This window comes from Maribacter litoralis (assembly GCF_003075045.1).
In the GTDB taxonomy this organism is placed as follows: domain Bacteria; phylum Bacteroidota; class Bacteroidia; order Flavobacteriales; family Flavobacteriaceae; genus Maribacter; species Maribacter litoralis.
The window spans coordinates 678,256-701,183 of record NZ_QCZD01000002.1; the positions used below are offsets into that span (position 1 = coordinate 678,256).

Sequence of the window (22,928 nt, forward strand, 5' to 3'; positions counted from 1 at the left end):
AACGAATGACATTTGCTAACATATTAAAAAACAATGTTGTTTTACTAAGCATTTCAATATTACTTATAGGTGCATGTAAAGAACAGCGTAAAGAAGTTATAAAAGACAGCGCGAAAAAAATTGATTATACCGAAAAGGTGTATCCGCTTTTAGATTCAGAAAATTCTAGATGGTTTTATTTTTCTTCGGCCAGTAGACCTTTTGGTATGGTCAACCTAAGTCCAGATACACAAATTGGTGGCGCTTGGGGCAGTGGTTATAGATATAAAACAGATACTATAAAAGGATTTAGCCATATTCACGCATGGCAAATGTCCGGTATTTCGGTAATGCCCGTTACCACCAATAAGGATAGTAAAAGTGCCATTTTTAAAAATTTCTACTCAAAATTTAATCATGTTAATGAAATTGTTGCACCGGGTTACCATCAAGTTCGGTTAGATAGGTATGAAATTGACGCTCAATTGACAAGTACAACACGAGTTGGCTTACATCATTATAAATACCCTAATAATTCGGAGGAAAAAGCGATCCTTTTTAATTTAAATACTTTGTTGGGACCTAGTAGCAATACCGATGGGGTTTTAGAGCAAAACTCAGAAAATGAACTTTCCGGCAGCGTTATTATGGCGCCTACGCATAGACGTCCAAAACCAATAACGGTTTACTTTAAAGTAAAATTAGACACTAAAATATCTTCCCTTGAAAAGGATGATGAAACAGGTAATTTCCTCGTAATACTAGATGCTAAACAGAAGGATGTCTTAATGAAGGTAGGTATCTCTTACACCTCTGTTGCCAACGCAGAACTTAATATAACTACAGAATTACCACATTGGCAGTTTGATAATATTAAGGGCGAGGCTAAAGAGCAATGGAACGGTTTGCTTGGTAGAATTGACGTTAAAGGCGGGTCTGAAAACGATCAAAGAAGGTTTTATACAGATTTGTGGCACGCATTACAAGGTAGAAGAATTATCAATGATGTCAACGGGGCTTATCCAGATAATACGGGCGATTCTTTTAGGGTAGGGCAATTACCTTTAAATACTGACGGCAAGCCTATGTTCAATCATTTTAATTCAGATTCTTTTTGGGGAGCACAATGGACATTAAACACCCTTTGGGGATTAGTGTATCCTGAAATAATGCATGATTTTTCAAATTCATTAATGCAGTATTATAAAGATGGCGGACTCATACCTCGTGGACCATCAGGTGGTAATTATACTTATGTGATGACCGGTGCAAGTGCAACGCCTTTTCTGGTAACGGCTATACAAAAAGGCGTAATAGTAGATGAATTGGAAAGTATATATCAAGCTTTAAAGAAAAATCACTTAGCTGGTGGTATAATGGAAAAAGCCGGGTATGAGCATACTACAAATTTTGGAGGTGGTTTTAAATACTACATGAAACAAGGTTATGTTCCTTATCCGATTCCAGAAGGTAAATTTGGAGGTCATCAAGATGGGGCAAGTTTAACAATGGAATATGCTTACCAAGACTGGACTTTGGCGCAATTAGCCAAAAAAATGGGTCATGAAGATGACTATAATTATTTCTTGAAAAGATCTGCCAATTATAAAAATGTATTTGATACAGAGATTGGTTGGATGAGACCCAAAAATGTAGATGGAGTTTGGAAAGCCGACTATGACCCATATCATTTAGAAGATGGTTTCATAGAATCTAATGGAGCGCAGTCAACTTGGTTTGTACCGCATGATTTAAACGGTCTGGCAAAATTAATGGGTGGTAAAGATGTTGCTGTTCAAAAGTTGAACGAACAATTTAAAACTGCTGAAGATTTAGGTTTTACGGCAGGTACTTCTCATGCGTTAGAACTACATCCGGAGTATAGTAGAATACCTATCAATTTTGGTAATCAACCTTCAATTCAAACAGCTTTTGTGTTTCATCAATTAGAAAGACCGGATTTAACACAATATTGGTCGCGAAAAGTTGTAAAAAAAGTGTTTGGCGGCTTATCACCTTCAACTGGGTATAACGGCGATGAAGATCAAGGTTTAATGGGCAGCTTGGCAGTACTTATGAAAATCGGTCTTTTTCAAATGAACGGTGGTACAGAAGCGAATCCAGAATATCAAATAGGGAGTCCTATTTTTAACGAAATCAGTATACAGTTAAATCCTGAATATTACCCAGGGGGAACCTTTACCATAAAAGCCGATAACAACAATGATGAAAATGTATTTGTATCTAAAGGTGAGTTTAATGGAGAGCTATTAAAAGGCAGTAGTATTAAACATGATGATGTTGTTAAAGGTGGAGAATTAGTTTTAAAAATGACTAATAAAAAGTAGCGGATGGTAAAATTTAGGTTCATATTTATTCTAGTATTTACAGCGTCATCTGTCTTTTCGCAATTAAAGAACAATAATCGGCTTGAAGAGGACTTCATGGATATGGGGTTCGGAATCTTTGTGCATTGGAGCATTGATTCTCAATTGGGTAGTGTTATAAGTCATTCCTTGGTTGGGGCTTCGGATGAATATGTTAATAGGTATTTTAATGAATTGCCAAAAACTTTTTATCCAGATAAATTCGATGCTGATGAATGGGCAAGACTGTTTAAGATTTCTGGCGCCGAATATGTTGTTTTCACTACTAAACATCATAATGGTTTTTGTATGTGGGATACAGATACGACAGATTTTAATATCATGAATACCCCATATGGTAAGGATATTACCAAAGAACTTTTTGATGCTTTACGTAAACACGGTCTCAAAGTAGGTGTCTATTTTTCTCCAGAGGACTTTAATTTTCTTAATAAACAAGGCAATCTTATATCTCGTAAAAGAGAAATGAGCCAGATTACAGAAAACTCACAATTACTGGACTATGATAAAAAACAGGTTAAGGAGCTTGTGGAGAAGTTTAGTCCCATAGATGTTATCTTTTTTGATGCTTTTGAAACAGAACCAATTGTTCAATATGTACATGCATTGGATCCCAATATTGTTGTTACTCGAGGGGAAATGGAAACTCCAGAGCAAAACATTCCCAATGCCGCCTTACCAGGTCCATGGGAAACATGTATGACTATGGGTACGCAGTGGCAATATAAACCTACAAATGAGACATATAAAAGCGGAACAGAGCTTATTGAAAAGTTGGTGGAAATTAGGGCTAAGGGCGGAAATTTTTTAATGAATATTGGTCCTAAGCCAAATGGCGAAATACCCATAGAGCAAGAAGAACGATTAAGAGAAATAGGCTTGTGGATGTTTGTTAACAATGAAAGTATAAAGAATGTTAGAACAGTGCCAACTAGTATAAAAGATGGCGATATGTGGTTTACCAAAGATAAAGATGATAATACAGCATATGTTTTAATAACAGGTCAAAAAGATTGGTTTAAAGGTTTTAGGAGAAATTTTTTGCTCAAAAACATGAAAGCCACTAAAAACACGAATATTTCGGTTCTGGGGCAGAATGATTTAGTAGTAGAGTATTGGCCGGAAAACACACCTACATCAAGATATATTCAACATAAAGACTTATTGGAAATTTCAATAAGTAGAGCGCAACGTCTCTATAACGATAAAGTTTGGCCAAACCCTATAGTGGTTAAAATAACGAATGTAGAATTTATAAATAACTGAGAGCTAATAGAAGTATGATGTATCAAAAAAACTGCTTGGCTATATGTATTTTCTTTTGCATAGCTAGCTGTAAAAGCCAGCAAACTACCTTAAACGATATTCAAGTAATAGGTAGTCATAACTCATATAAATTGGCAATAGAATCCTCTTTGTTCGATTATTTGCATACCGTGCAACCTAATAAAATGGAAGGATTGCAATACACTCACATTCCTTTGGAAGAGCAGTTGGAATTAGGATTGCGCAATTTAGAATTAGATGTGTTCTATGATCCAGAGGGTGGTCATTTTTCTAACCCTAAAGGGTTGGAAATAGTAAAATCTCTAGATCAAGAACCTTTGGCTTTTGATGTGGAGAGGAAACTAAATGAACCGGGTCTTAAATTGTTTCATATACAAGATATTGACTTTAGAAGTCATTACCTTTTGTTCAAAGATGCATTGACCGCTTTAAAAAATTGGTCGGATAATAATGCAGGTCATACGACTATAATTATACTAATAAATACCAAAGACCAAAAGGTAGCCCAAACAAGAGAACCTTTGTCATTTGATAAAAATGCTTTAAACACACTAGATGATGAAATAAAAAGTGTGCTACCTGCAAGTAAGCTAATTGTACCTGACGATGTTAGAGGTGATTTTGAAACTCTAGAGCAGGCTATACTAACGGAAGGATGGCCTAACATCAATAGCACAAAAGGAAAGTTTTTATTTGTGTTGGACGAAAAAGAAAATCGAATACAAGACTATTTGGTAGGTCACGAATCTTTAAATGGAAGAGTTCTATTTGTGAATAGTAAAGAAGGTAACCCTGAAGCTGGTTTTAGAATAGTTAATAATCCTATCAGTGATTTTGAATATATAAAAGAATTGGTATCCAAAGGGTATATGGTACGTACTAGAGCAGATGCCGGTACTAAAGAAGCTAGAACTAATGATTATGAAAAGTTTGAAAAGGCAAAAGCTTCTGGAGCACAAGTAATTTCTACCGATTATTATAAACCTTCTACATTATTTGATTCTGATTATAAAGTGATTTTTGAAGATGGAACATATGAGAGAATTAAGAAAAAATAACTTTTGTAAAATAGTAACGCTATTATTTGTTGGCTTTCAAGTGTTTTTAATAAATGCACAAGAGCAGTCAAAATCAGATTTTACAATTGTTGGTAAGAATAGTAAAGTATCCATATTAATCGATAAAAAAGATGCTACAGTAGTTAGTATAGCATCGAACATATTAGCGACGGATATTGAGAAAATTACCGGTAAAATTCCTGTGGTGTCAAACTCGAATAACGTTTCAGGTAATACCATTATTGCGGGTACTATTGGTAGTAACAAATGGATCGATAAAATGATAGCCAATGGTAAAATCAATGTTTCGGAAATAGAACAGGGATGGGAACGGTATCAACTTCAGATAGTTGAAAATCCCGTTCCAGGAGTTGAGGAAGCTTTGGTCATAGTGGGTAGTGATCGCAGGGGAACGGCGTACGGTATTTTAGAAATATCCAGAAAAATTGGTATATCTCCATGGGAATGGTGGGCAGATGTTACACCTACAAAAAAAGAGTCACTCTCAATTTCTATCGTAAAAGAAGTATCAAAATCTCCTTCCGTAAAATATCGAGGGGTTTTCTTGAATGATGAAGATTGGGGGTTACAACGTTGGGCCGCATTAAATTATGAGCAAGAAACGGGTGATATTGGTCCTAAGACCTATGCGAAGGTTTTCGAACTCTTATTGCGTTTAAGGGCAAATACCATTTGGCCGGCAATGCACTCAAGCACGAAACCGTTTTATTCTTATCCAGAGAATAAATTCGTTGCAGATGATTATGCCATTGTTATAGGTACATCGCATGCAGAGCCGATGCTGAGCAATATCAATACTGAATGGAAGCATGATGTAATGGGTGAGTATCGGTACGACACTAATGCTACGGTCATTAAAAACCTCTTTACAAAAAGAGCAAAGGAAACCGCAAAATTCGAGAGTATTTACACTACGGGTATGCGTGGAGAACACGATTCGCCCATGATTGTTGGAGAAGACGATACAGATGCACAGGTAAGCTTATTGGAGCGTGTAATTACAGATCAGCGAGCTATTTTAGAAAAAGAAATTAAAATAGACCCTAAAACTATTCCGCAAGCTTTTGTACCCTATAAAGAGGTGTTGAACTACTACCAAAGCGGACTGAAATTACCTGAAGATATAAGCCTTGTCTGGACCGATGATAATTATGGGTATATACGTCAATTAAGCAATCCGAAAGAACAAAAAAGGTCTGGTGGTGCTGGGGTATATTATCACACTTCTTATTGGGGAAGACCACATGATTATCTCTGGTTAAATTCAACCAACCCGGTTTTAATGTGGGAAGAAATGTCTAAAGCATACGAGTTTCAATCTCGTGATATATGGATTTTGAACTGTGGTGATATTAAACCGCACGAATATAATATTGAACTGTTTTTAGATATGGCTTGGAATATAGATGATTTTAAAGAAAGTTCATCTGTAAAAAAACATACCCAGAATTGGGTTTCAAGAGAGTTTACAGATATTGCGGCATCTACAATTACCAATTTGTTATTTGAAAATAATCGCTTGTCATATATAAGAAGACCAGAATTTATGGCATGGAGTCAGGTGGAACCGGTAACCAAAGAAGGAGAAACAGAATTAACACAATATCATTATGGCGATGAGGTTACAAATCGCATAGAAAGCTATCAAAAATTGATAGATACTACCGAAGAAGTGTACAAAGAAATACCGGCGCATAGAAAAGATGCTTTTTATCAATTGGTGTATTATCCGGTTATCGGCGCATCTAAATTGAATCAAAAATGGCTTTATAATTATAAGAATAAATTTACGGCGAAACAGGGAAGGCAAAGTGCTAATAGATACGGAGAGTTATCTAATGAAGCCTTTGATCGGATTGTAAAAGAGACAGATTATTATAACAAAACGCTACGAAATGGCAAGTGGAATCATATCATGACCATGGCTCCACGTTTTCTTCCGGTTTTTGCAAAGCCAGCCATGTCCACTATTGTTAATGAGCGAAAAGCCAGTATTGGTTTGGCATTAGAAGGCTACCAAATGGAAGTTAATAATGAAATTATTAATAGCTATGCAGATGTTCTACCAGTGTTTAATAGCTATACCAATAGCACTTATTTTATAGATGTTTTTAAAAAGGGTAAAGGAGCTATTAATTGGGAAGCAAAACCAAGGGCAGATTATATAAGATTATCAGAAAGTAACGGAACCTTAGATGATGAACATTTCGAAAAGCGAATATGGGTCAGTATCGATTGGAGTAAAGTACCAAAGGGAGAAAACAAAAAAGAAGCCCCTTTAGGTCATGATTTTCAATTGATTCCACCAAGTTATAAGGTGAACAGTGCTATAGATTTTAAGGCTGATGATGAAACCATTACAATAGGTGTATCTGCTTATAATCCTAAATTTGACGAATTGGAACATTACAAAGGTTTTGTAGAGGATAAAGGTTATGTTTCTATTTATGCTGAGAACTATACCCGTAAAAAAGATGGTAAAGAAGTTAATTGGGAGCTCATTGAAGGTATGGGATATACTAATAAGGTAATTACCGCTTTACCTAGAACTGCCAAACCTTTGGTTGATTTGGAAGAAATTAAAATGAATAGTCCGGTTTTAGAATATGATTTTCATACTTTTAATTTTGGTGAGGCAAGTGTAAATTTACAGGCAGTGCCTACCCACGCTCCCTATGCCGGTATTGGTGTTAGATGCGCAGTTTCCATTGATGATGCGCTACCTGTTTTGGTAGATTTTGAAACCAAAGGACGCAGTGATGAATGGAAGCGTAATGTGCTAAAAAATGCATCGGTACAGTCGGTGAAACAAATTGTTGATAAAGCCGGAAAGCACACTTTAAAAATATGGATGGTAGACCCAGGGGTAATGATAGATCAGGTTTTAATAGATTTGGGAGGATGGAAAAAAAGCTATGCTTTTCCAAAAGAAACAGTGAAAAAATAAGGTGTTAGGTATGAAGCTTCCTTCTAGATTTCTATTTGTTGTGCTTCTGTTTATGATACTTTCTTGTGATGTTAAAAAGGATAAGGAATCTGTGGAGGTGAAAATTGCTTTCATTGCAGATGCACACTTTCAAGACATTTACGCGCATTTTGAAGATGCAAATTACAAAGGCATTGAAAACCCCAAAACGGGCGACTTTGTAAATATAAGAACCATGAGTGCACAATTGCAGTCTACCAGAATATTCAATGAAAACTATTTTGCCTTTATTGAAGCTTTAGATGATATTGTAGCCAAGGGTATAAAATTTGTAGCCTTGCCCGGTGATTTTAGTGATGATGGTCAACCTATTCATGTAAAGGGATTGCGTAAGATTCTGAAGCAATATGCCGACGATTACGGAATTTTATTTTTTGCTACCACAGGTAATCATGATCCGGTGAAGCCATTTGCACATGATGCAGGTAAGACCGATTTTTTGGGTGTTGGTGGTAAAGAACAGATTATAACCAGTGTAACTAATAATAGTAATGATTCAGTTGCAGGGCAACTTATGCCAATAATTACCAATGGAATAAAGAAGTGGGGATACAAAGATATTCTAAATGAAATGTCTGCATTTGGGTTTTATCCGCAGAAGGAATATGTGTATTGGGAAACTCCTTTTTCTACTTATTCTTATGCTGATTATACTTTAGATGAAGCGAAAAAGGCTTCCGTTTTAGAAAATAGAACCTATTTTATTGATAAGTATAACCAACACCCAGACGCTAGTTATTTAGTAGAACCTATTGACGGTGTTTGGCTTATGGCAATTGATGCCAATGTTTATTTGCCTAAAAAGGAGTTGACGAATATAACTGAAAACGCCAATAATTTTGAAGGGGCAAGTGTTGGCTATAATAATGTGCTTTTACAAAAACGGCATTTAATTGATTGGGTAAAAAGGGTGTCGAATAAAGCCAAAAATTTGAATAAGGTTTTAATCGCCTTTAGCCATTACCCTCTGGTAGATTTCAATGATGGTGCATCTTATGAAATGATGCAGTTTTTTGGAAGTAACAAAATGCAGCTACATCGGGTGCCAAAACAAGAAGTGGCCAAAGTTTTTGCTGATGCCGGTATTCAAGTTCATTTTGGGGGTCATATGCATATCAATGATACTGGTGTTTACAAAAGTGCAAAGGGAAATTCATTATTTAATATACAAACACCTTCGCTTGCTGCATACGAACCGGCATATAAAGTGTTGACCATACAAACTAAAACTAACTTTGATATTGAAACAGTAGTTATAGAGAAAGCTAAAAATTTTAAAACCTTGTTTTCATTATATGAGCAAGAACATGATTATTTAAAAAGTATTACTGCAACTCATATTTGGAACAAAGACATACTATCTTCTGAAAATTATAGAAAGTTTACACAGTGGCATTTAAAAGAATTGGTCAGGTTAAGATTTTTGCCAGATGATTGGTCGCAAGAATTTGTGGACGACTTTATACACAAAACAGGAGAAGAGCTTTTATTAGAACAGTTAGAGCAACAAGAAATTAACGATGCTGTATTGGATAGTATTAATCTAAAGAAAGCAGATTTTAAAACTTGGACAGGTTTTGATATGGTTTATGATTTCTATAGATTAAGAAGTGCAGATGAATTGGCTTTTACAGATATTGGTGATGCTCGCTTACAACAGTATAAAGAGCTATGTAACCAAATGCTTACATCTAAAAAAGAGGCTTATCGTAATTGGGCAATAATATTTGATAAAAGCTTAAATGGTAAACCCGCTAATCATTTTAAAATTGATTTAATTGAAGGGTCGATAGAAAGAGTGTTACCTTGAGAATTGAAAAATTGTATTTTTCAAGACCTTTGAATTAAAACAACCAAACTAACTAAATCATTAAATAGCTTACATGCGACAATTTTTATGCATAATTATAAGTGTTATTTTGCTAGTTGCAAGTGTAACTGCACAAGACATAAAATTTGAGCATTATAATGATGATAGTGGCTTGTCTCATAATGCCGTTAGGCATATTGTACAAGATAAACACGGGTTTTTATGGCTAGGCACCTTCGCCGGTTTAAATAGGTTTGATGGCTATGAATTTAAATCTTACTTAAGTTCTAGCGATACAACTAATCTGCATAATGATGATATTACAGCGTTAGTTCTAGATGAAGAATTAAATAATTTATGGATCGGTACAAGAGACGGACTTTCATTATACAATACAGATACGCACACTTTTAACACCTATTTGCCAGATGAGAATAATAAACAAAGTCTTCCCGAAGGGGAAATAAGGTCTGTTTTTGTAGATAAGTTTAAGAGAGTTTGGGTTGGTACAAAGAATAGTGGGCTCTATATATTAAACGTAGAAAGCGGCAACTTTAAAAAGGTTGAAATTGCAAATTTTAACTATATAAAAGCTATTGTTGAAGATAAAAATGGTGATATATGGATCGGTAGTTACGAATCTGGCGGTGTTGCTAAATTAATTCTTGATGCTGAAGGTGAAATTTCCCAAAAACTAATTTATACGCTTTCAATTCCAAATTCAACTGAAAAGAATCCGTATTTAAATTTTATCTACGAAGATGCAAAATCCGATATTTTTATAGGTACTAGAGAGGGCCTGTATAAGTTGAACAAAACTTCTAATGAATTTTTAAATCTAGAAATAGAGGATACAGAAATTAAGGATGGTCTGGGGCCTTACTTTCTTTCGGTTACCCAGGCAGATGATGGCAAGTATTGGATAGGTACTTTAGGCGGACTTTTAGTTTGCAATCAATTGGAAGATATTCAAAAAGGTGATTATAAGTGGTATTATTCAGTACTTACAGATGATACCTCTTTGGTAGATAACCAGGTGTCGGCGTTGTTCTTTGATTCGTCTGGTGTGTTATGGATCGGTACTGAAGATGGTTTGGATAAGTACGATCCGTTTGAGAATCAATTTAATAGTAATAAGGATATCTCTTTACATATAGATAATCAAGTGCCTAGAATTAGAGGTTTTAGTAAAACTTATGATGATAAAGTTATTGTAGCTACTAGACACAACGGACTTTTTATATCAAACGAAGATGCTTTTTTACCACTTTATAACAACCAAAAAGATATCGCCAGTATTTATTCTATAGATGGCGTTACATTTTATTGTGGTCTATGGAATGGTAAACTACTGGTATATAATTATAGGGAAAATTCCTCTAAAGTAATTTCGGTGGGATTTGAACAGTCACCAATTTTTGCTTTTGAAACCTTTTCTGAAAATCAACTTTTAATAGGATCTTTTGGTGAAGGGGTAATGATTTTAAATACAACAAGCCTTAAGAATGAAACTGAAACAGACCAGTTTTTAAAAGGATATCAAATAAATGAAATTGTAAAGCAAAATGATTCTAGTATTTGGTTTGCTACTGAGACAGGTGTGGTGAATTATCTTAAGGATAAAAATGTTTTTGAATACTATTCATCAACTTCTACACCAGATATTGGACTGCCTCATGATAATGTAAGCGATATCATGTTCGATAATGAAGGGCGTTTATGGGCAGCCACAAGAAAAGGTCTTAGTCTATTTGATTTTGATATTAAAAGGTTTAAGCCTCTGCAGGAACCAGCAGAACTTAGTGATAAGTGGATAACAGATATGCTTACCTACGCTAATGGTGATATCTGGTTTAATATGAACAGTAACAATGTTGCCAGATTAAAATCCGATTTAAAAAGTCATAACGTTTACGACGTTGAAAGTGGCAATAGATTAGATGTTTTCAGTTCCAGTGGTTTTTACAATTTCAATGATTCAAATATATTTTTAGGGGGTAAAAACGGTATCATATATTTTTCGCCTCACGCCATTAGCGAAAATAAAATTGCTAAAACCCCTATGATTACTGAGTTTAAAATTCAGAATGAGGAAATTGAACCAGGGGTTGAGATTAACGGTCAAATTCCATTGATAAAAGATATAAATGATACTAAGAATATCACTTTAGAATATAAAAACAGAAATTTTTCGCTTCAGTTCTCGGCTCCTTCTTATGTAAAGGAAAAGCTGAATAGGTTTGAGTATATGTTAGAGGGTTTTGATGAAGATTGGATTTCAACAACCAGTAATTCCCGAACGGTACAGTACACAAATTTATTTCCTGGTGATTATACCTTTAAAATAAAATCAAGTAATAGCGACGGTTTTTGGAGTGATGTAAATGCTTATTATATCACCATAAAACCTCCTTTTTGGTTAACCTATCAAGCATTATTCTTATTTCTTGCCCTTTTAATTTTGATTATATACTTCATTAGAAAAGAAATGAAGAATAGACTTCGGTTGAAGCAAGAATTGGTTACTGAAAAAGTAAATAGAGAGCGCGATATTAAACTAAATAACGAAAAACTTCGCTTTTTTACCAATATATCACATGAGTTAAGAACGCCTTTGACATTGATTTTGGGACCGGCAAAACAGCTTTTGGAAGAAAGTAATGATAATAGTAGCGAATATCAGAAAAGCAGGTTCAATTTAATTCATCAAAATGCTAGTAGACTTTTAAACTTGGTAAATCAAGTTTTAGATTTTAGAAAGGCACAAACTGGGGAACTTAAGCTAAAGGTGTCCAAAACAGATATATTATTGTTCACCACCAATACATTTGATTCCTTCAAGGAGTTTGCCTTTAACAAGCAAATTGATTTAAATATTATCAGTGAAGTGGAAAATTTGTTTGGTTGGATAGACCGAGACAAGTTCGATAAGATTTTATATAATTTATTGTCTAATGCCATTAAGTTTACCAACAAATATGGTCACGTAGATCTTTTTGTTAAGCTTAAGGAAAATAATAAAAATACGTTGGTTATTGAAGTAAGTGATGATGGTATCGGTATACCCCTTAAAAGTCAAGAAAAGATTTTTACCAGGTTTTATCAGGCTACAAATAGTAAAGAAAACAATACAGGTTCGGGTATTGGTCTTTCACTTGTAAAATCTTTGGTTGAATTACATAAAGGTACTATTGTCGTTAAAAGTAAACCTAATGAGGGAAGTACGTTTACAGTTGAAATTCCTATAGACCGAGAAAGCTATACCAAGAAAGAAGTATTTGAATTTATTTCAAATAAAGAGGTAAATGAGCCAGAAATATTTGTTCCTGCAAAAAGAAAGACTACAAATACAGAGATCAAGGATAAAGTTTTGGTCATTGAAGATAATATTGAACTAAGAAAATATCTTATTGACTACTTGTCTGCCTACTATAAGGTTTATGAGGCAGAAAATGGAAAAGAAGGTTTACAGCTTTGTAGAAAAATTAAACCCATGTTATGTGTTGCAGATGTAATGATGCCAGTAATGGACGGACTCGAATTTTGCAACGAACTAAAGAACGATGAATTTATAAGCCATATACCGGTTATTCTACTTACAGCTTTATCTGAAAATGAAGATAAAGTAAAAGGTTATGATGTTGGTGCAGATTCATATCTAGTTAAGCCTTTTGATCCTTCGTTATTAAAATCGGTTATTGTAAATACCATTAAAACCCGTTTAGAACTTAAGGCAAAATTTTCAGATGAGGTAGAAAGTGAAGTGGGTTTACTTACGCATTCACCAATAGACAGAGAACTTATGGATCAAATCACCAATATCATAGAAGAGCATATTGATGATGTTGATTTGTCCACTAATTATTTATGTCAAGAATTAGGTATGAGCTCTTCAAAGTTATACCGAAAAATAAAGGAACTTACCGATCTGGCACCTAATGAATTTATACGCACAATTAGACTTAAGAAATCTGCCAAATTACTTAAAACAAAAAAATATAACGTGTCTGAAGTTACCGATTTAGTTGGGTTTAATGATCCACTATATTTTAGTAGGTGTTTTAAGAAGCAATTTGGTTTTCCTCCTAGTAAATTATTGAAGTAGAATAGTTTATGTTATTGTAGTTAGCTGTTAAATCCATATTTATGGTTGTTTTATCCATCAAATTATAATATTTATACTATAAATTGCATGTAGATAGTTCAACTGTCAAAACAACAACAAATCAACTTATTCAAAACTTTAATATCAACTTCTATGAAAAAAGCGTTGAACAACAATCAGGATCATCCTATGGATAACATTGATGATTGGGAAGATAATTTATTGGAGAGATACCCTGATCCAGAAGAGCCAACAAAAGAAAAAGAAGAGTTTAGAAATTATGTAGACTCAGAAAGGTTAGATACGGTCAAAGAATTTTATAAAATAAATCACGAATTTCAAACGTATGACTTTGTAGTTGAAAAGGAAAAGGAATTTCTGCAATTTAATAAGAGAGAAATGTCTATTTGGGAAGCCGTTGATTTTCTAAATACATTGGTAGACGATAGTGACCCGGATATTGATTTAGATCAATTACAACATTTATTGCAGACTTCAGAGGCTATAAGGGCCGACGGTCACCCAGATTGGTTTGTGCTTACAGGTTTTATTCATGATCTAGGAAAAATTCTCTGCCTGTTCGGCGAGCCTCAATGGGCTGTTGTGGGCGATACCTTCCCTGTTGGCTGTGCCTTTTCCGATAAAATCGTATATCCGGAATTCTTTAGCGCAAATCCTGATGCCACAGACAGTAGATATAATACCAAATATGGTATCTACGAGCCAAATTGCGGACTGGACAACGTGAAAATGAGCTGGGGACATGATGAATATCTATACCAAATAATGAAAGATTATTTGCCCGAACCTGCGCTATATATGATTAGATATCATTCTTTTTATTCGCAACATAGAGAAAATGATTATACATATTTAATGACGGCAAAAGACATTGAAATGTTCGAGTGGGTCAAGAAATTCAACCCTTATGATCTATACTCTAAAGCACCAGTACCGCCAGATGCGAAAAAATTACTTCCATATTATAAAAAACTGGTAGCGAAATACCTACCTGAAAAGTTGAGTTTTTAATTTTTATTTGAGTTTGGCAATGCTCTAGCATTTTTACTAGGGCATTTTTTTTGCCTTCATCTATTTATTAAACCAACTAACGATATGTATACAGCTATTACATTTATTGCTTTTACCGCTTTTGTGGCACTTTACTCATGGTATAAACTGAGAAAAGAAAAACTGGATTCAAAAGACGGTTATTTTCTTGGTGGAAGAAGTTTAACAGGTGTTGTTATTGCCGGGTCAATGTTGTTGACAAACATTTCAACTGAACATTTAATAGGTATGAACGGCTCGTCTTACAAAAACGGATTTATTATTATTGCCTGGGAAGTTACTTCGGCCTTGGCATTGGTAGTTGCCGCAATCTATTTTGTGCCAAAGTATTTAAAAATGGGGCTGACCACAATACCTGAGTATCTAGAAACTAGGTTTGACAGTACTACCAGAACGTTGGTAGCGTTATTTTTAATGGTATCATTTGTAGTAACGTTATTACCAATTGTACTTTATACCGGAGCCATAAATATTGAGAGTATATTTAATATTTCTGAAGTTCTAGATGTTACCAAAGAAGAAGGCCTTTGGGTGACAGTAGTATGTATTGGGGTTTTAGGATCTGTTTATGCCATATTTGGAGGTTTAAAAGCTGTAGCTATTTCAGATACGATTAACGGGTATGGATTATTGATCGGTGGTTTGGCAATACCTATAATCGCACTGGTAGGTATTGGTGATGGCAATCCTTTTGAAGGTTTGTCTAAAGTATTTAACCACAGTCCAGAAAAATTTAATGTCATTGGGGCTAAGGATTCCGTTTTGCCATTTGAAGTACTTTTTACGGGATTGATCATTAATCAATTATATTTCTGGAGTATGAATCAAACAATTATTCAACGTGCATTAGGTGCGAAGAATTTGGTTGAAGCGCAAAAAGGACTGCTATATACAGGAGTTTTAAAAATACTGGTACCGATAATAATAATTTTGCCAGGGGTAATTGCTTTCTATTATTTTGGAGATTCCATGTATGATAATCAAGATATGATTTATCCCGAATTAGTAAAAAAAGTATTGCCCATTGGTTTTGTTGGGGTATTTGCAGCCATAATTATGGGTGCTGTGCTAAGTACTTTTAATAGTGTTTTAAATAGTGCTGCCACCATATTTAGTATAGATGTTTTTAAAAGACATTTCGGTAAAAATGCAAGCGATAAAAAGTTGGTGAGAATAGGCAAATTGACATCAACTATACTTGCGGTATTTGCCATTTTGGTAGCGCCAATGGTAGCCAATGCTCCAGACGGTCTTTATCAGTTGTTACAGCAGCTCAATGGTATTTTCTTTATACCCATAGCATCAATAATGTTGGCAGGGTTCTTTTTAAAAAAGATATCGGCCATGGCAGCTAAAGTAGCCTTGCTCATAGGTTTGTTATTCTATATTTTGACAACCTTTATATTTAAAGTAGACATTCACTTTGTGCATATATGGGGAATAGAATTTGTATTGAACATGTTGGTAATGTTTGCAGTTTCTTATTTCTACCCGAACAAGAAAGCTATTAAAGAAGAAGCACATGATTTTGTAGAGATGAAAGAATGGAAGTACACAAAACCGATGGCAATAATTTTGTGTATTATTACAATTGTAATTTATGTGCTATTGGGCACGAATTAAGACTTTGCTATGGGTAAATTATGGGTAAAAGGCTTTGGTGTATTCTTTATTTTAGTCCTGCTTTCTTGTAAAGAGAATACCAACAAAAAAGAAATTGCAAAAATTCTTCCGGTAGATTCGCTATTGCAAATTCGGTATCAGAAGATTTTAGATTACCCTGTAGATTCTGTGTCTATACCAAGAAGTTTTGACCCCAAGATAAATAAGATATTTAAAGTAGCACCTAAAGATTGGACGAGCGGATTTTACCCAGGTAACCTTTGGCAGTTATACAAGTTAACAGAAAATGAAGCTTTTAAGTCAAAAGCAAGAGATGTAACAGCTTATATTGAAAAAGAAAAGTTCAATGATGGTACCCATGATATGGGCTTTAAAATATATAGCAGTTTTGGTGAGGGGTTTGAAGTTGCCAAAAATGAACATTATGAAAATGTGATTCTCGAGAGTGCAGGTACGTTGGCAACCAGATTTAACGAAACGGTAGGCAGTATACGTTCATGGGACTTTAATAAAGATATTTGGGAGTATCCGGTCATTATAGATAACATGATGAACCTAGAGCTTTTATTTGAGGCTACTAAAATATCGGGAGATAGTGCTTTTCATAAAATTGCTGTACAACATGCCAATACAACCCTAATAAATCATTTTAGGGATAATAACAGTAGTTTTCATGTAATTGTGTATGATACTGTCTCTGGTAATGTAATTGATAAAGTTACGCACCAAGGCTATAATGATAGTTCTTCATGGGCTAGAGGACAGGCTTGGGGTATTTACGGGTTTACTATGTGTTATAGATATACTAACAACCCCGTTTATTTGGAACAAGCGGAAAAATCTGCTGAATTTTATTTGAAACACAAAAACTTGCCAGATGATGGAATTCCTTTTTGGGATTTTGATGATCCAAGCTTACCCAATGCGCTAAAAGATGTTTCTGCTGCTACTGTCGTAGCTTCAGCATTGGTTGAATTAACATCTTTTACGAACAAGAGTTTGTATTCAGATTATTCAAAGCTTGTAATGAGAACGTTAAAGAGCAATGAATATATTTTATCGCCTGAAAAAGAAGCTCCTTTTATTTTAAAACATAGTACTGGCAATTGGCCTAAAAAGGATGAGATGGATGTGTCAATTAACTATGCAGACTTCTATTTTTTAGAATTGATGCTAAGGTTAGAAAATAGCAAGCATAAAAAAACCCCATAATCATATGGGGTTTTTGTTGTGACCTCGACAGGATTCAAACCTGTAACCTTCTGAGCCGTAATCAGATGCGCTATTCAGTTGCGCCACGAGGCCATTTTTAATTTTCCCTTAGCGGGGTGCAAATATATTTCTTTTTACTTTTACCACAAAATTAAGAACACAATATTAAATGGATTTTAAAAGCTTTATTAGAGATGTGCCTAATTTTCCAAAGGAAGGAGTCATTTTTAAGGATATAACCCTCTTGTTGCAAAACCCAGAAATGCTGAAACAAACTGCCGAGGCATTAGCGCAATTACTGAACGATCAAAAGATTGATAAAGTGGTCGGTATGGAGAGTAGGGGTTTTATTTTTGGTCCTATATTGGCAAGCAAGTTAAATGCAGGTTTTGTACCTATTCGTAAGCCCGGTAAATTACCATCTACAACCTTAAGTGAAACTTATGATTTGGAATACGGTACCGATACTTTAGAAATCCATACAGATAGTATTACTAAAGGAGACCGAGTATTGATTCATGATGATGTGCTGGCAACAGGTGGTACGGCAAGTGCAGCTTGCAAATTGGTAGAAAAACTAGGTGGTACTATTGTACAGTGTAACTTTTTAATAGAATTATCTTTTCTTGAAGGCGTTTCTAAAATAGCAGATTATCAGGTGAAATCTTTATTGACCTATTAATCGAGTGCTTTAGTGGTTATAAAATAGCGCCATCCTATTATAGCCATTTGTAGCTTACTTGCTTTAGAAAGGTCTAATTGTTTTTTACTGTATGAAGGTAATAGTGCTTTGTTAAGCTTGGCGATAAATTTGTAGAACTTCTTTTTCAATGTATTGATTTTTACAAAAATACATAATTATCAGAGGTATTGTTCATGTCGCCCTATGGTAATGGCAAAAGAATTAAATCTTACCTGATTAAAGTACCAAGGTTGTTATTAAACTGAAAATGAAAACAATTATAAGTTTAATTAAGGCTATCATAAATGTGGTTTTAGTTGTTGTTATTGATTGTTCACACAAGGTATTATAGTCTACATGTTCAGGCAAGAAATTTGCGTTATTTTATTGTAATTGACTATGAATTTATAAGTAAAATGATGAATTCAATTTAAATAAGAAATTTGTACTCTATAAAGTTGTTTTAATTTGTAGTTAAAAATGTGTATTCGATTCTTAAGTGAAGGAATTCAAGGGGTATTTTGATTGAAAATACAATTTTGTAGAAGGCAAATGGTTCAATATCGTAAGTTTTGTTCATTTTCGTCATTTAAAGCAAAATCCGAAGTAGACATTACTTCGGATTTCATTCGAAAACAGGAGCTATTTTTAGATATTATTTTTTCAAAGTAATTTCAATAACTCCGTTTTTACCTTCTTCGCCATATTTAGCTTTAGCGCTTTCACCTTTTAATACATTCATGGATTCAATTGTACTTGAATCTAAATTAGAAACTGCTTTTGAATCCCATTTTTTACCGTCTACATAAAACAATGGCTCTTTGTCATCGTCATTTGTTGTAAACTTAAAGTCTTTTTCAGTCTCTTTAGAAATTTTAAAATCGTAATCCCCAGATGATGAGGTTGCTATCGATATCTGTTCTTTATTGTTTATGACATCGCTTTTAGAAGAGGAGACCTTATGTTTTACATCTGCATTGTTTATGGAAATACTATTTTGTTTAGTGTCTAAAAATATATAAATGTTATCAATGGTATCGTTATCCGAAGCTGAGTTAAAACGGCTACTTACTTCGCCTTTACTTTTACTTCCTCCAGTTATTTCCAATGAAATATTCTGTATTTCCATCTTTTTATTTCTAACCGTGGTATATGAAAAATCAAAATTTTCTTTGGCTAGATCTTTTTTGATTTTTATTAGTTCGGCATCTGTGGTGTTTTTATCTATTAGAATTTCAATAGTATTTTTTGATAGGGTAGTACCCTCCGCTACATAAATATTGTTGGTATTGAAGCTAATAAGAAACAATGCTAATAATGGAACTATTAAAAAGCTTTTAAACAGATTTACTTTTTTTGACTTTTGTTGATTGATCATAACTATTCGTTTTTTGATTAATGAATTAAAAAAAGGATTAATGATTGATAAATTTTGTTGGCCAGTTGCCTGTTTTAGTAATACATATTGGTATTCTTTTTTATTTTGTTTAATCTCTTTGTTGTCTGTATCTGCCAGAAATTCAAGATTTTGTTTTATAGCCGTGCTATAGCGCCATGCAATAGGATTAAACCATTGTAGTGCTGTAAAAATCTCCATTAAAAGTACATCGTATGAATGTTTTTGTAGTACGTGTACTTCTTCATGTGAAATAATGGTATCTAACTCTTTTTGACTATGTAATTTGGGGTTATATATGATTGTTGAAAAGAATGAAAAAGGAGTTACTTTGTCTGTGGTGATAACATGTTTAAAACCTGCATCATCTTTACGGATTGCGGATTTAATGATTCTTTTTAATGTAATTAGTTGGAATAGAAATCTGGTCAGAAAAAAACTTGTTCCCAAAATATAGAAAGCTAGTATAATGGTAAATGGAGATATAGTATCTAAACCGTCCTGTTCATTTAGTAAATCAATACTATTTGCGTTACCAGAAATATCTTGAGTAGGAAGCTCTACAGTGTTTGTAATATAAATTAAGGGCAAGAACACAGCGCTTAATAAACCTAACAGTAGAAAGAACCTATTGAATTTGAAAAATGTTTCCTTTCTTAATAGTAGGTAGTAAATAATGTAAAAAAGACTTAAAACAAAGCTGGACTTTAGTAGGTAATAGCAAAAATCTTCCATTTATTTTCCGTTTTCAATGAGGTTGATTATTTCCTTCAATTCATCCACAGATATTTTTTCTTCTTTGGCAAAAAAAGAAACTATGTTTTTATAAGAATTGTCAAAGTACCCCACCATTTCCTTATTTACGTAGGCCTTATAATAATCCTCTTTTTTTATCAGTGGAAAGTATTGATGTGTTTTTCCATAAGCTGTAAAGCCTACAAATTTCTTGTCTTCTAAATTTCTTACTATGGTAGAAAGTGTATTGTAGTGCGGTTTGTTTTCCGTTATTTCTTCCATAATGTCTTTGACAAACGCTTTATTTAAGCGCCAGAGAATTTTCATGATTTCTTCCTCTTTGTTCGTAAGTTTTTCCATATTTAAAATGTTTACACATCTAATATAAACTATTTTTGTAGTTATAAAACTATAAAAATAGTTATTTAACGAAATTTTTAGTTTTCATTAGGTGTCAAATATCATATGCCCGCAAAAATGTTCTATCTATATTTGTTAAAATGTTTTACATGCAAGATTTTTTATTCATTGTTTGCGGACTAGCTTTATTGATAGCAGGTGGAAACTGGTTATTGAAAGCTGCGGTCGATTTATCATTGAAACTTAAGATTCCAAAAATAGTAATAGGTATGACCGTTGTATCTTTTGCAACATCGGCACCAGAATTAATTGTTAGTATAAATGCTGCATTAGATGGTTTTCCAGATTTGGCCTTAGGTAATGTGGTGGGTTCTAATATTGCAAATTTAGGTTTGGTACTTGCTGTTACTATATTATTGAGTCCTATAGAAGTGAGTAAGAGTTTTTATACTACGGATTGGCCGGTAATGATGCTTGCTTCATTACTTTTTTTCTTCTTTATATATTTTGATGGAGTGCTTCAGCAATATGAAGGTATTGTAATGGTGGTATTTTTATTTCTTTTCTTGGTGTATTTGCTGCGCTTTCAAAAGCCAGCGGTGGTGGATCCTGAAGACGAGCCAGATGTTATGATGCCAACGTATAAGACAGCCCTATATTTAGGCCTAGGTGGTACAGCACTATGGGGAGGTTCTGAGCTTTTAATAAACGGAGCGGTTGGTCTTGCCACTTTATTTGGAGTAAGTGAGCGTGTAATTGCAATAACCATTGTTTCGGTAGGTACTAGTATACCCGAGTTAGCGGCATCAATTATTGCTATATTAAAGAAAGAAAAAGCAATCTCTTTAGGAAATTTAATTGGTTCCAATATTTTTAATCTTTTAGCGGTATTGGGTATTACTTCTATAATTACTCCTATTTCTGTGATGGATGAAGGGCTTTTAACAAATGATATCTTTTGGATGTTAGGTATTTCCTTTCTTGTTCTCCCCTTGGTTTTTATACCTAAAGGATTAAGATTGGGTTGGAGAGATGGAGTGGTACTTTTAGGGATGTATTTTGCTTTTATTTATATAACCATAAGGTAATTGGAATATGGTTAACGCTAGGGAATAAAAAAACGCCCTGGAAAAAATCCAAGGCGTTTTTAATATAATCTACAATTAATTTGGTATTATACTTTAGCAGATTTAACCGTTTTAACGATAACACCTGCAATCTTGTATGGATCACCGTTAGAAGCTGGTCTTCTATCTTCCAACCATCCTTTCCAACCGCTTTCAACAGTTGCGATAGGAATACGTATAGATGCACCTCTATCAGAAATACCGAAGCTGAAATCTGTAATAGCAGCAGTTTCGTGATCACCTGTTAATCGCTGGTCGTTAAACTCTCCGTAAACAGCAATATGTTCTTTAACCACCGGTCTAAATGCCTCACATATTTTTTCATAAGTTGCTTGGTCTCCACAAGTTCTTAACGTAGTGTTAGAGAAGTTTGCGTGCATACCAGAACCGTTCCAATCCATGTCTTTACCTAATGGTTTTGGGTGGTATTCAATATAGTATCCGTAAGATTCAGTAAGTCTGTCCAATAAGTAACGAGCTACCCACAATTCGTCACCAGCTAATTTTGCGCCTTTAGCGAATAATTGAAACTCCCATTGTCCACAAGCAACTTCTTGGTTAATACCTTCAAAGTTAAGACCTGCAGCAATACATAAATCAGCATGCTCTTCTACAATGTGTCTACCGTGAGTGTTTTTACCACCAACAGAACAGTAGTACATACCTTGTGGTGCTGGGTAACCACCTCTTGGGAAACCTAAAGGTAATTCAGTAGCAGTATCCATAATGAAATACTCTTGCTCGAAACCGAACCAGAAATCATTATCATCATCATCAATAGAAGCTCTACCATTAGATTCGTGCGGAGTACCGTCTGCATTAAGTACTTCAGTCATTACTAAATATCCATCCTTTCTTGCAGGATCCGGAAAAATAGCAACTGGTTTAAGCAAACAGTCAGAAGAACCACCTTCGGCCTGGCGTGTTGAACTTCCATCAAAAGACCACATTGGGCAATCTTCTAATTTACCACCAAAGTCATTAACCACTTTGGTCTTGCTTCTCATGTTTTGGGTTGGAAAATATCCATCTAACCAGATGTATTCTAATTTTGTTTTGCTCATAATGTGCTCGTTATAATTTAAAATA

Annotated in this window: 15 protein-coding genes and 1 tRNA gene; 11 read left to right on the forward strand and 5 right to left on the reverse strand. The window is 34.2% G+C overall.

The features are described 5' to 3' along the window. The first annotated feature begins 5 nt into the window (after positions 1-5). From DCS95_RS10265 to DCS95_RS10305, 9 genes are all read left to right on the forward strand, one after another. Positions 6-2,327: a GH92 family glycosyl hydrolase gene (locus tag DCS95_RS10265; RefSeq protein WP_116770682.1), complete on the forward strand. Its 2,322-nt coding sequence runs from the start codon at positions 6-8 to the stop codon at positions 2,325-2,327. A gap of 3 nt (positions 2,328-2,330) precedes the next feature. Next, positions 2,331-3,632, forward strand: a complete 1,302-nt coding sequence (locus tag DCS95_RS10270) for an alpha-L-fucosidase (RefSeq protein ID WP_116770683.1) — start codon at positions 2,331-2,333, stop codon at positions 3,630-3,632. Positions 3,633-3,763: 131 nt separating this feature from the next. Further along, the gene (locus DCS95_RS10275; protein WP_244178439.1) at positions 3,764-4,711 is read left to right on the forward strand and encodes a phosphatidylinositol-specific phospholipase C1-like protein; all 948 of its coding nucleotides are present in this window, start codon (positions 3,764-3,766) and stop codon (positions 4,709-4,711) included. Next, on the forward strand, positions 4,689-7,679 hold the full coding sequence (locus DCS95_RS10280) for a glycosyl hydrolase 115 family protein (RefSeq protein WP_164674165.1): 2,991 nt from the start codon (positions 4,689-4,691) through the stop codon (positions 7,677-7,679). The genes DCS95_RS10275 and DCS95_RS10280 overlap by 23 nt, the downstream gene beginning before the upstream one ends. 10 nt (positions 7,680-7,689) lie before the next feature. Further along, positions 7,690-9,528: a metallophosphoesterase family protein gene (locus DCS95_RS10285; RefSeq protein WP_116770939.1), complete on the forward strand. Its 1,839-nt coding sequence runs from the start codon at positions 7,690-7,692 to the stop codon at positions 9,526-9,528. 73 nt (positions 9,529-9,601) lie between these two features. Beyond that, positions 9,602-13,633, forward strand: a complete 4,032-nt coding sequence (locus DCS95_RS10290; protein ID WP_116770686.1) for a hybrid sensor histidine kinase/response regulator transcription factor — start codon at positions 9,602-9,604, stop codon at positions 13,631-13,633. Positions 13,634-13,786: 153 nt separating this feature from the next. After that, positions 13,787-14,665 carry an inositol oxygenase family protein gene (locus DCS95_RS10295; RefSeq protein ID WP_116770687.1) on the forward strand — a complete coding sequence of 293 codons (879 nt, stop codon included), beginning with the start codon at positions 13,787-13,789 and terminating at the stop codon, positions 14,663-14,665. A gap of 84 nt (positions 14,666-14,749) precedes the next feature. Beyond that, a complete protein-coding gene (locus tag DCS95_RS10300; RefSeq protein WP_116770688.1) occupies positions 14,750-16,327 on the forward strand; it encodes a solute:sodium symporter family transporter in 1,578 nt (525 codons plus the stop codon). Between the two features lie 9 nt (positions 16,328-16,336). Continuing rightward, the gene (locus DCS95_RS10305) at positions 16,337-17,539 is read left to right on the forward strand and encodes a glycoside hydrolase family 88 protein (protein ID WP_116770689.1); all 1,203 of its coding nucleotides are present in this window, start codon (positions 16,337-16,339) and stop codon (positions 17,537-17,539) included. A 19-nt stretch (positions 17,540-17,558) separates the two neighbouring features. Here DCS95_RS10305 and DCS95_RS10310 read toward each other — a convergent pair. Further along, positions 17,559-17,632, reverse strand: a tRNA-Arg gene (locus DCS95_RS10310). Between the two features lie 76 nt (positions 17,633-17,708). Between DCS95_RS10310 and DCS95_RS10315 the strand changes: the two genes are divergently transcribed. After that, positions 17,709-18,221: an adenine phosphoribosyltransferase gene (locus tag DCS95_RS10315; protein ID WP_116770690.1), complete on the forward strand. Its 513-nt coding sequence runs from the start codon at positions 17,709-17,711 to the stop codon at positions 18,219-18,221. Here DCS95_RS10315 and DCS95_RS10320 read toward each other — a convergent pair. The 3 genes from DCS95_RS10320 to DCS95_RS10330 form a co-directional block, all read right to left on the reverse strand. Beyond that, entirely contained in the window at positions 18,218-18,370 is a 153-nt protein-coding gene (locus DCS95_RS10320; RefSeq protein ID WP_116770691.1) for an SsrA-binding protein, read from the reverse strand. The two genes, DCS95_RS10315 and DCS95_RS10320, sit on opposite strands and share 4 nt — an antisense overlap. Before the next feature lie 506 nt (positions 18,371-18,876). Continuing rightward, positions 18,877-20,208 carry a M56 family metallopeptidase gene (locus tag DCS95_RS10325; protein ID WP_164674166.1) on the reverse strand — a complete coding sequence of 444 codons (1,332 nt, stop codon included), beginning with the start codon at positions 20,206-20,208 and terminating at the stop codon, positions 18,877-18,879. Between the two features lie 144 nt (positions 20,209-20,352). Beyond that, positions 20,353-20,712 (reverse strand): BlaI/MecI/CopY family transcriptional regulator, encoded by a 360-nt coding sequence (locus DCS95_RS10330; protein WP_116770693.1) that lies wholly within the window; start codon positions 20,710-20,712, stop codon positions 20,353-20,355. Positions 20,713-20,861: 149 nt separating this feature from the next. Between DCS95_RS10330 and DCS95_RS10335 the strand changes: the two genes are divergently transcribed. Then, on the forward strand, positions 20,862-21,800 hold the full coding sequence (locus DCS95_RS10335) for a calcium/sodium antiporter (RefSeq protein ID WP_116770940.1): 939 nt from the start codon (positions 20,862-20,864) through the stop codon (positions 21,798-21,800). 86 nt (positions 21,801-21,886) lie between these two features. On the opposite strand, the gene DCS95_RS10340 is transcribed toward DCS95_RS10335, so the two are convergent. Further along, positions 21,887-22,903: a glutamine synthetase beta-grasp domain-containing protein gene (locus DCS95_RS10340; RefSeq protein ID WP_116770694.1), complete on the reverse strand. Its 1,017-nt coding sequence runs from the start codon at positions 22,901-22,903 to the stop codon at positions 21,887-21,889. Positions 22,904-22,928: the final 25 nt, after the last annotated feature.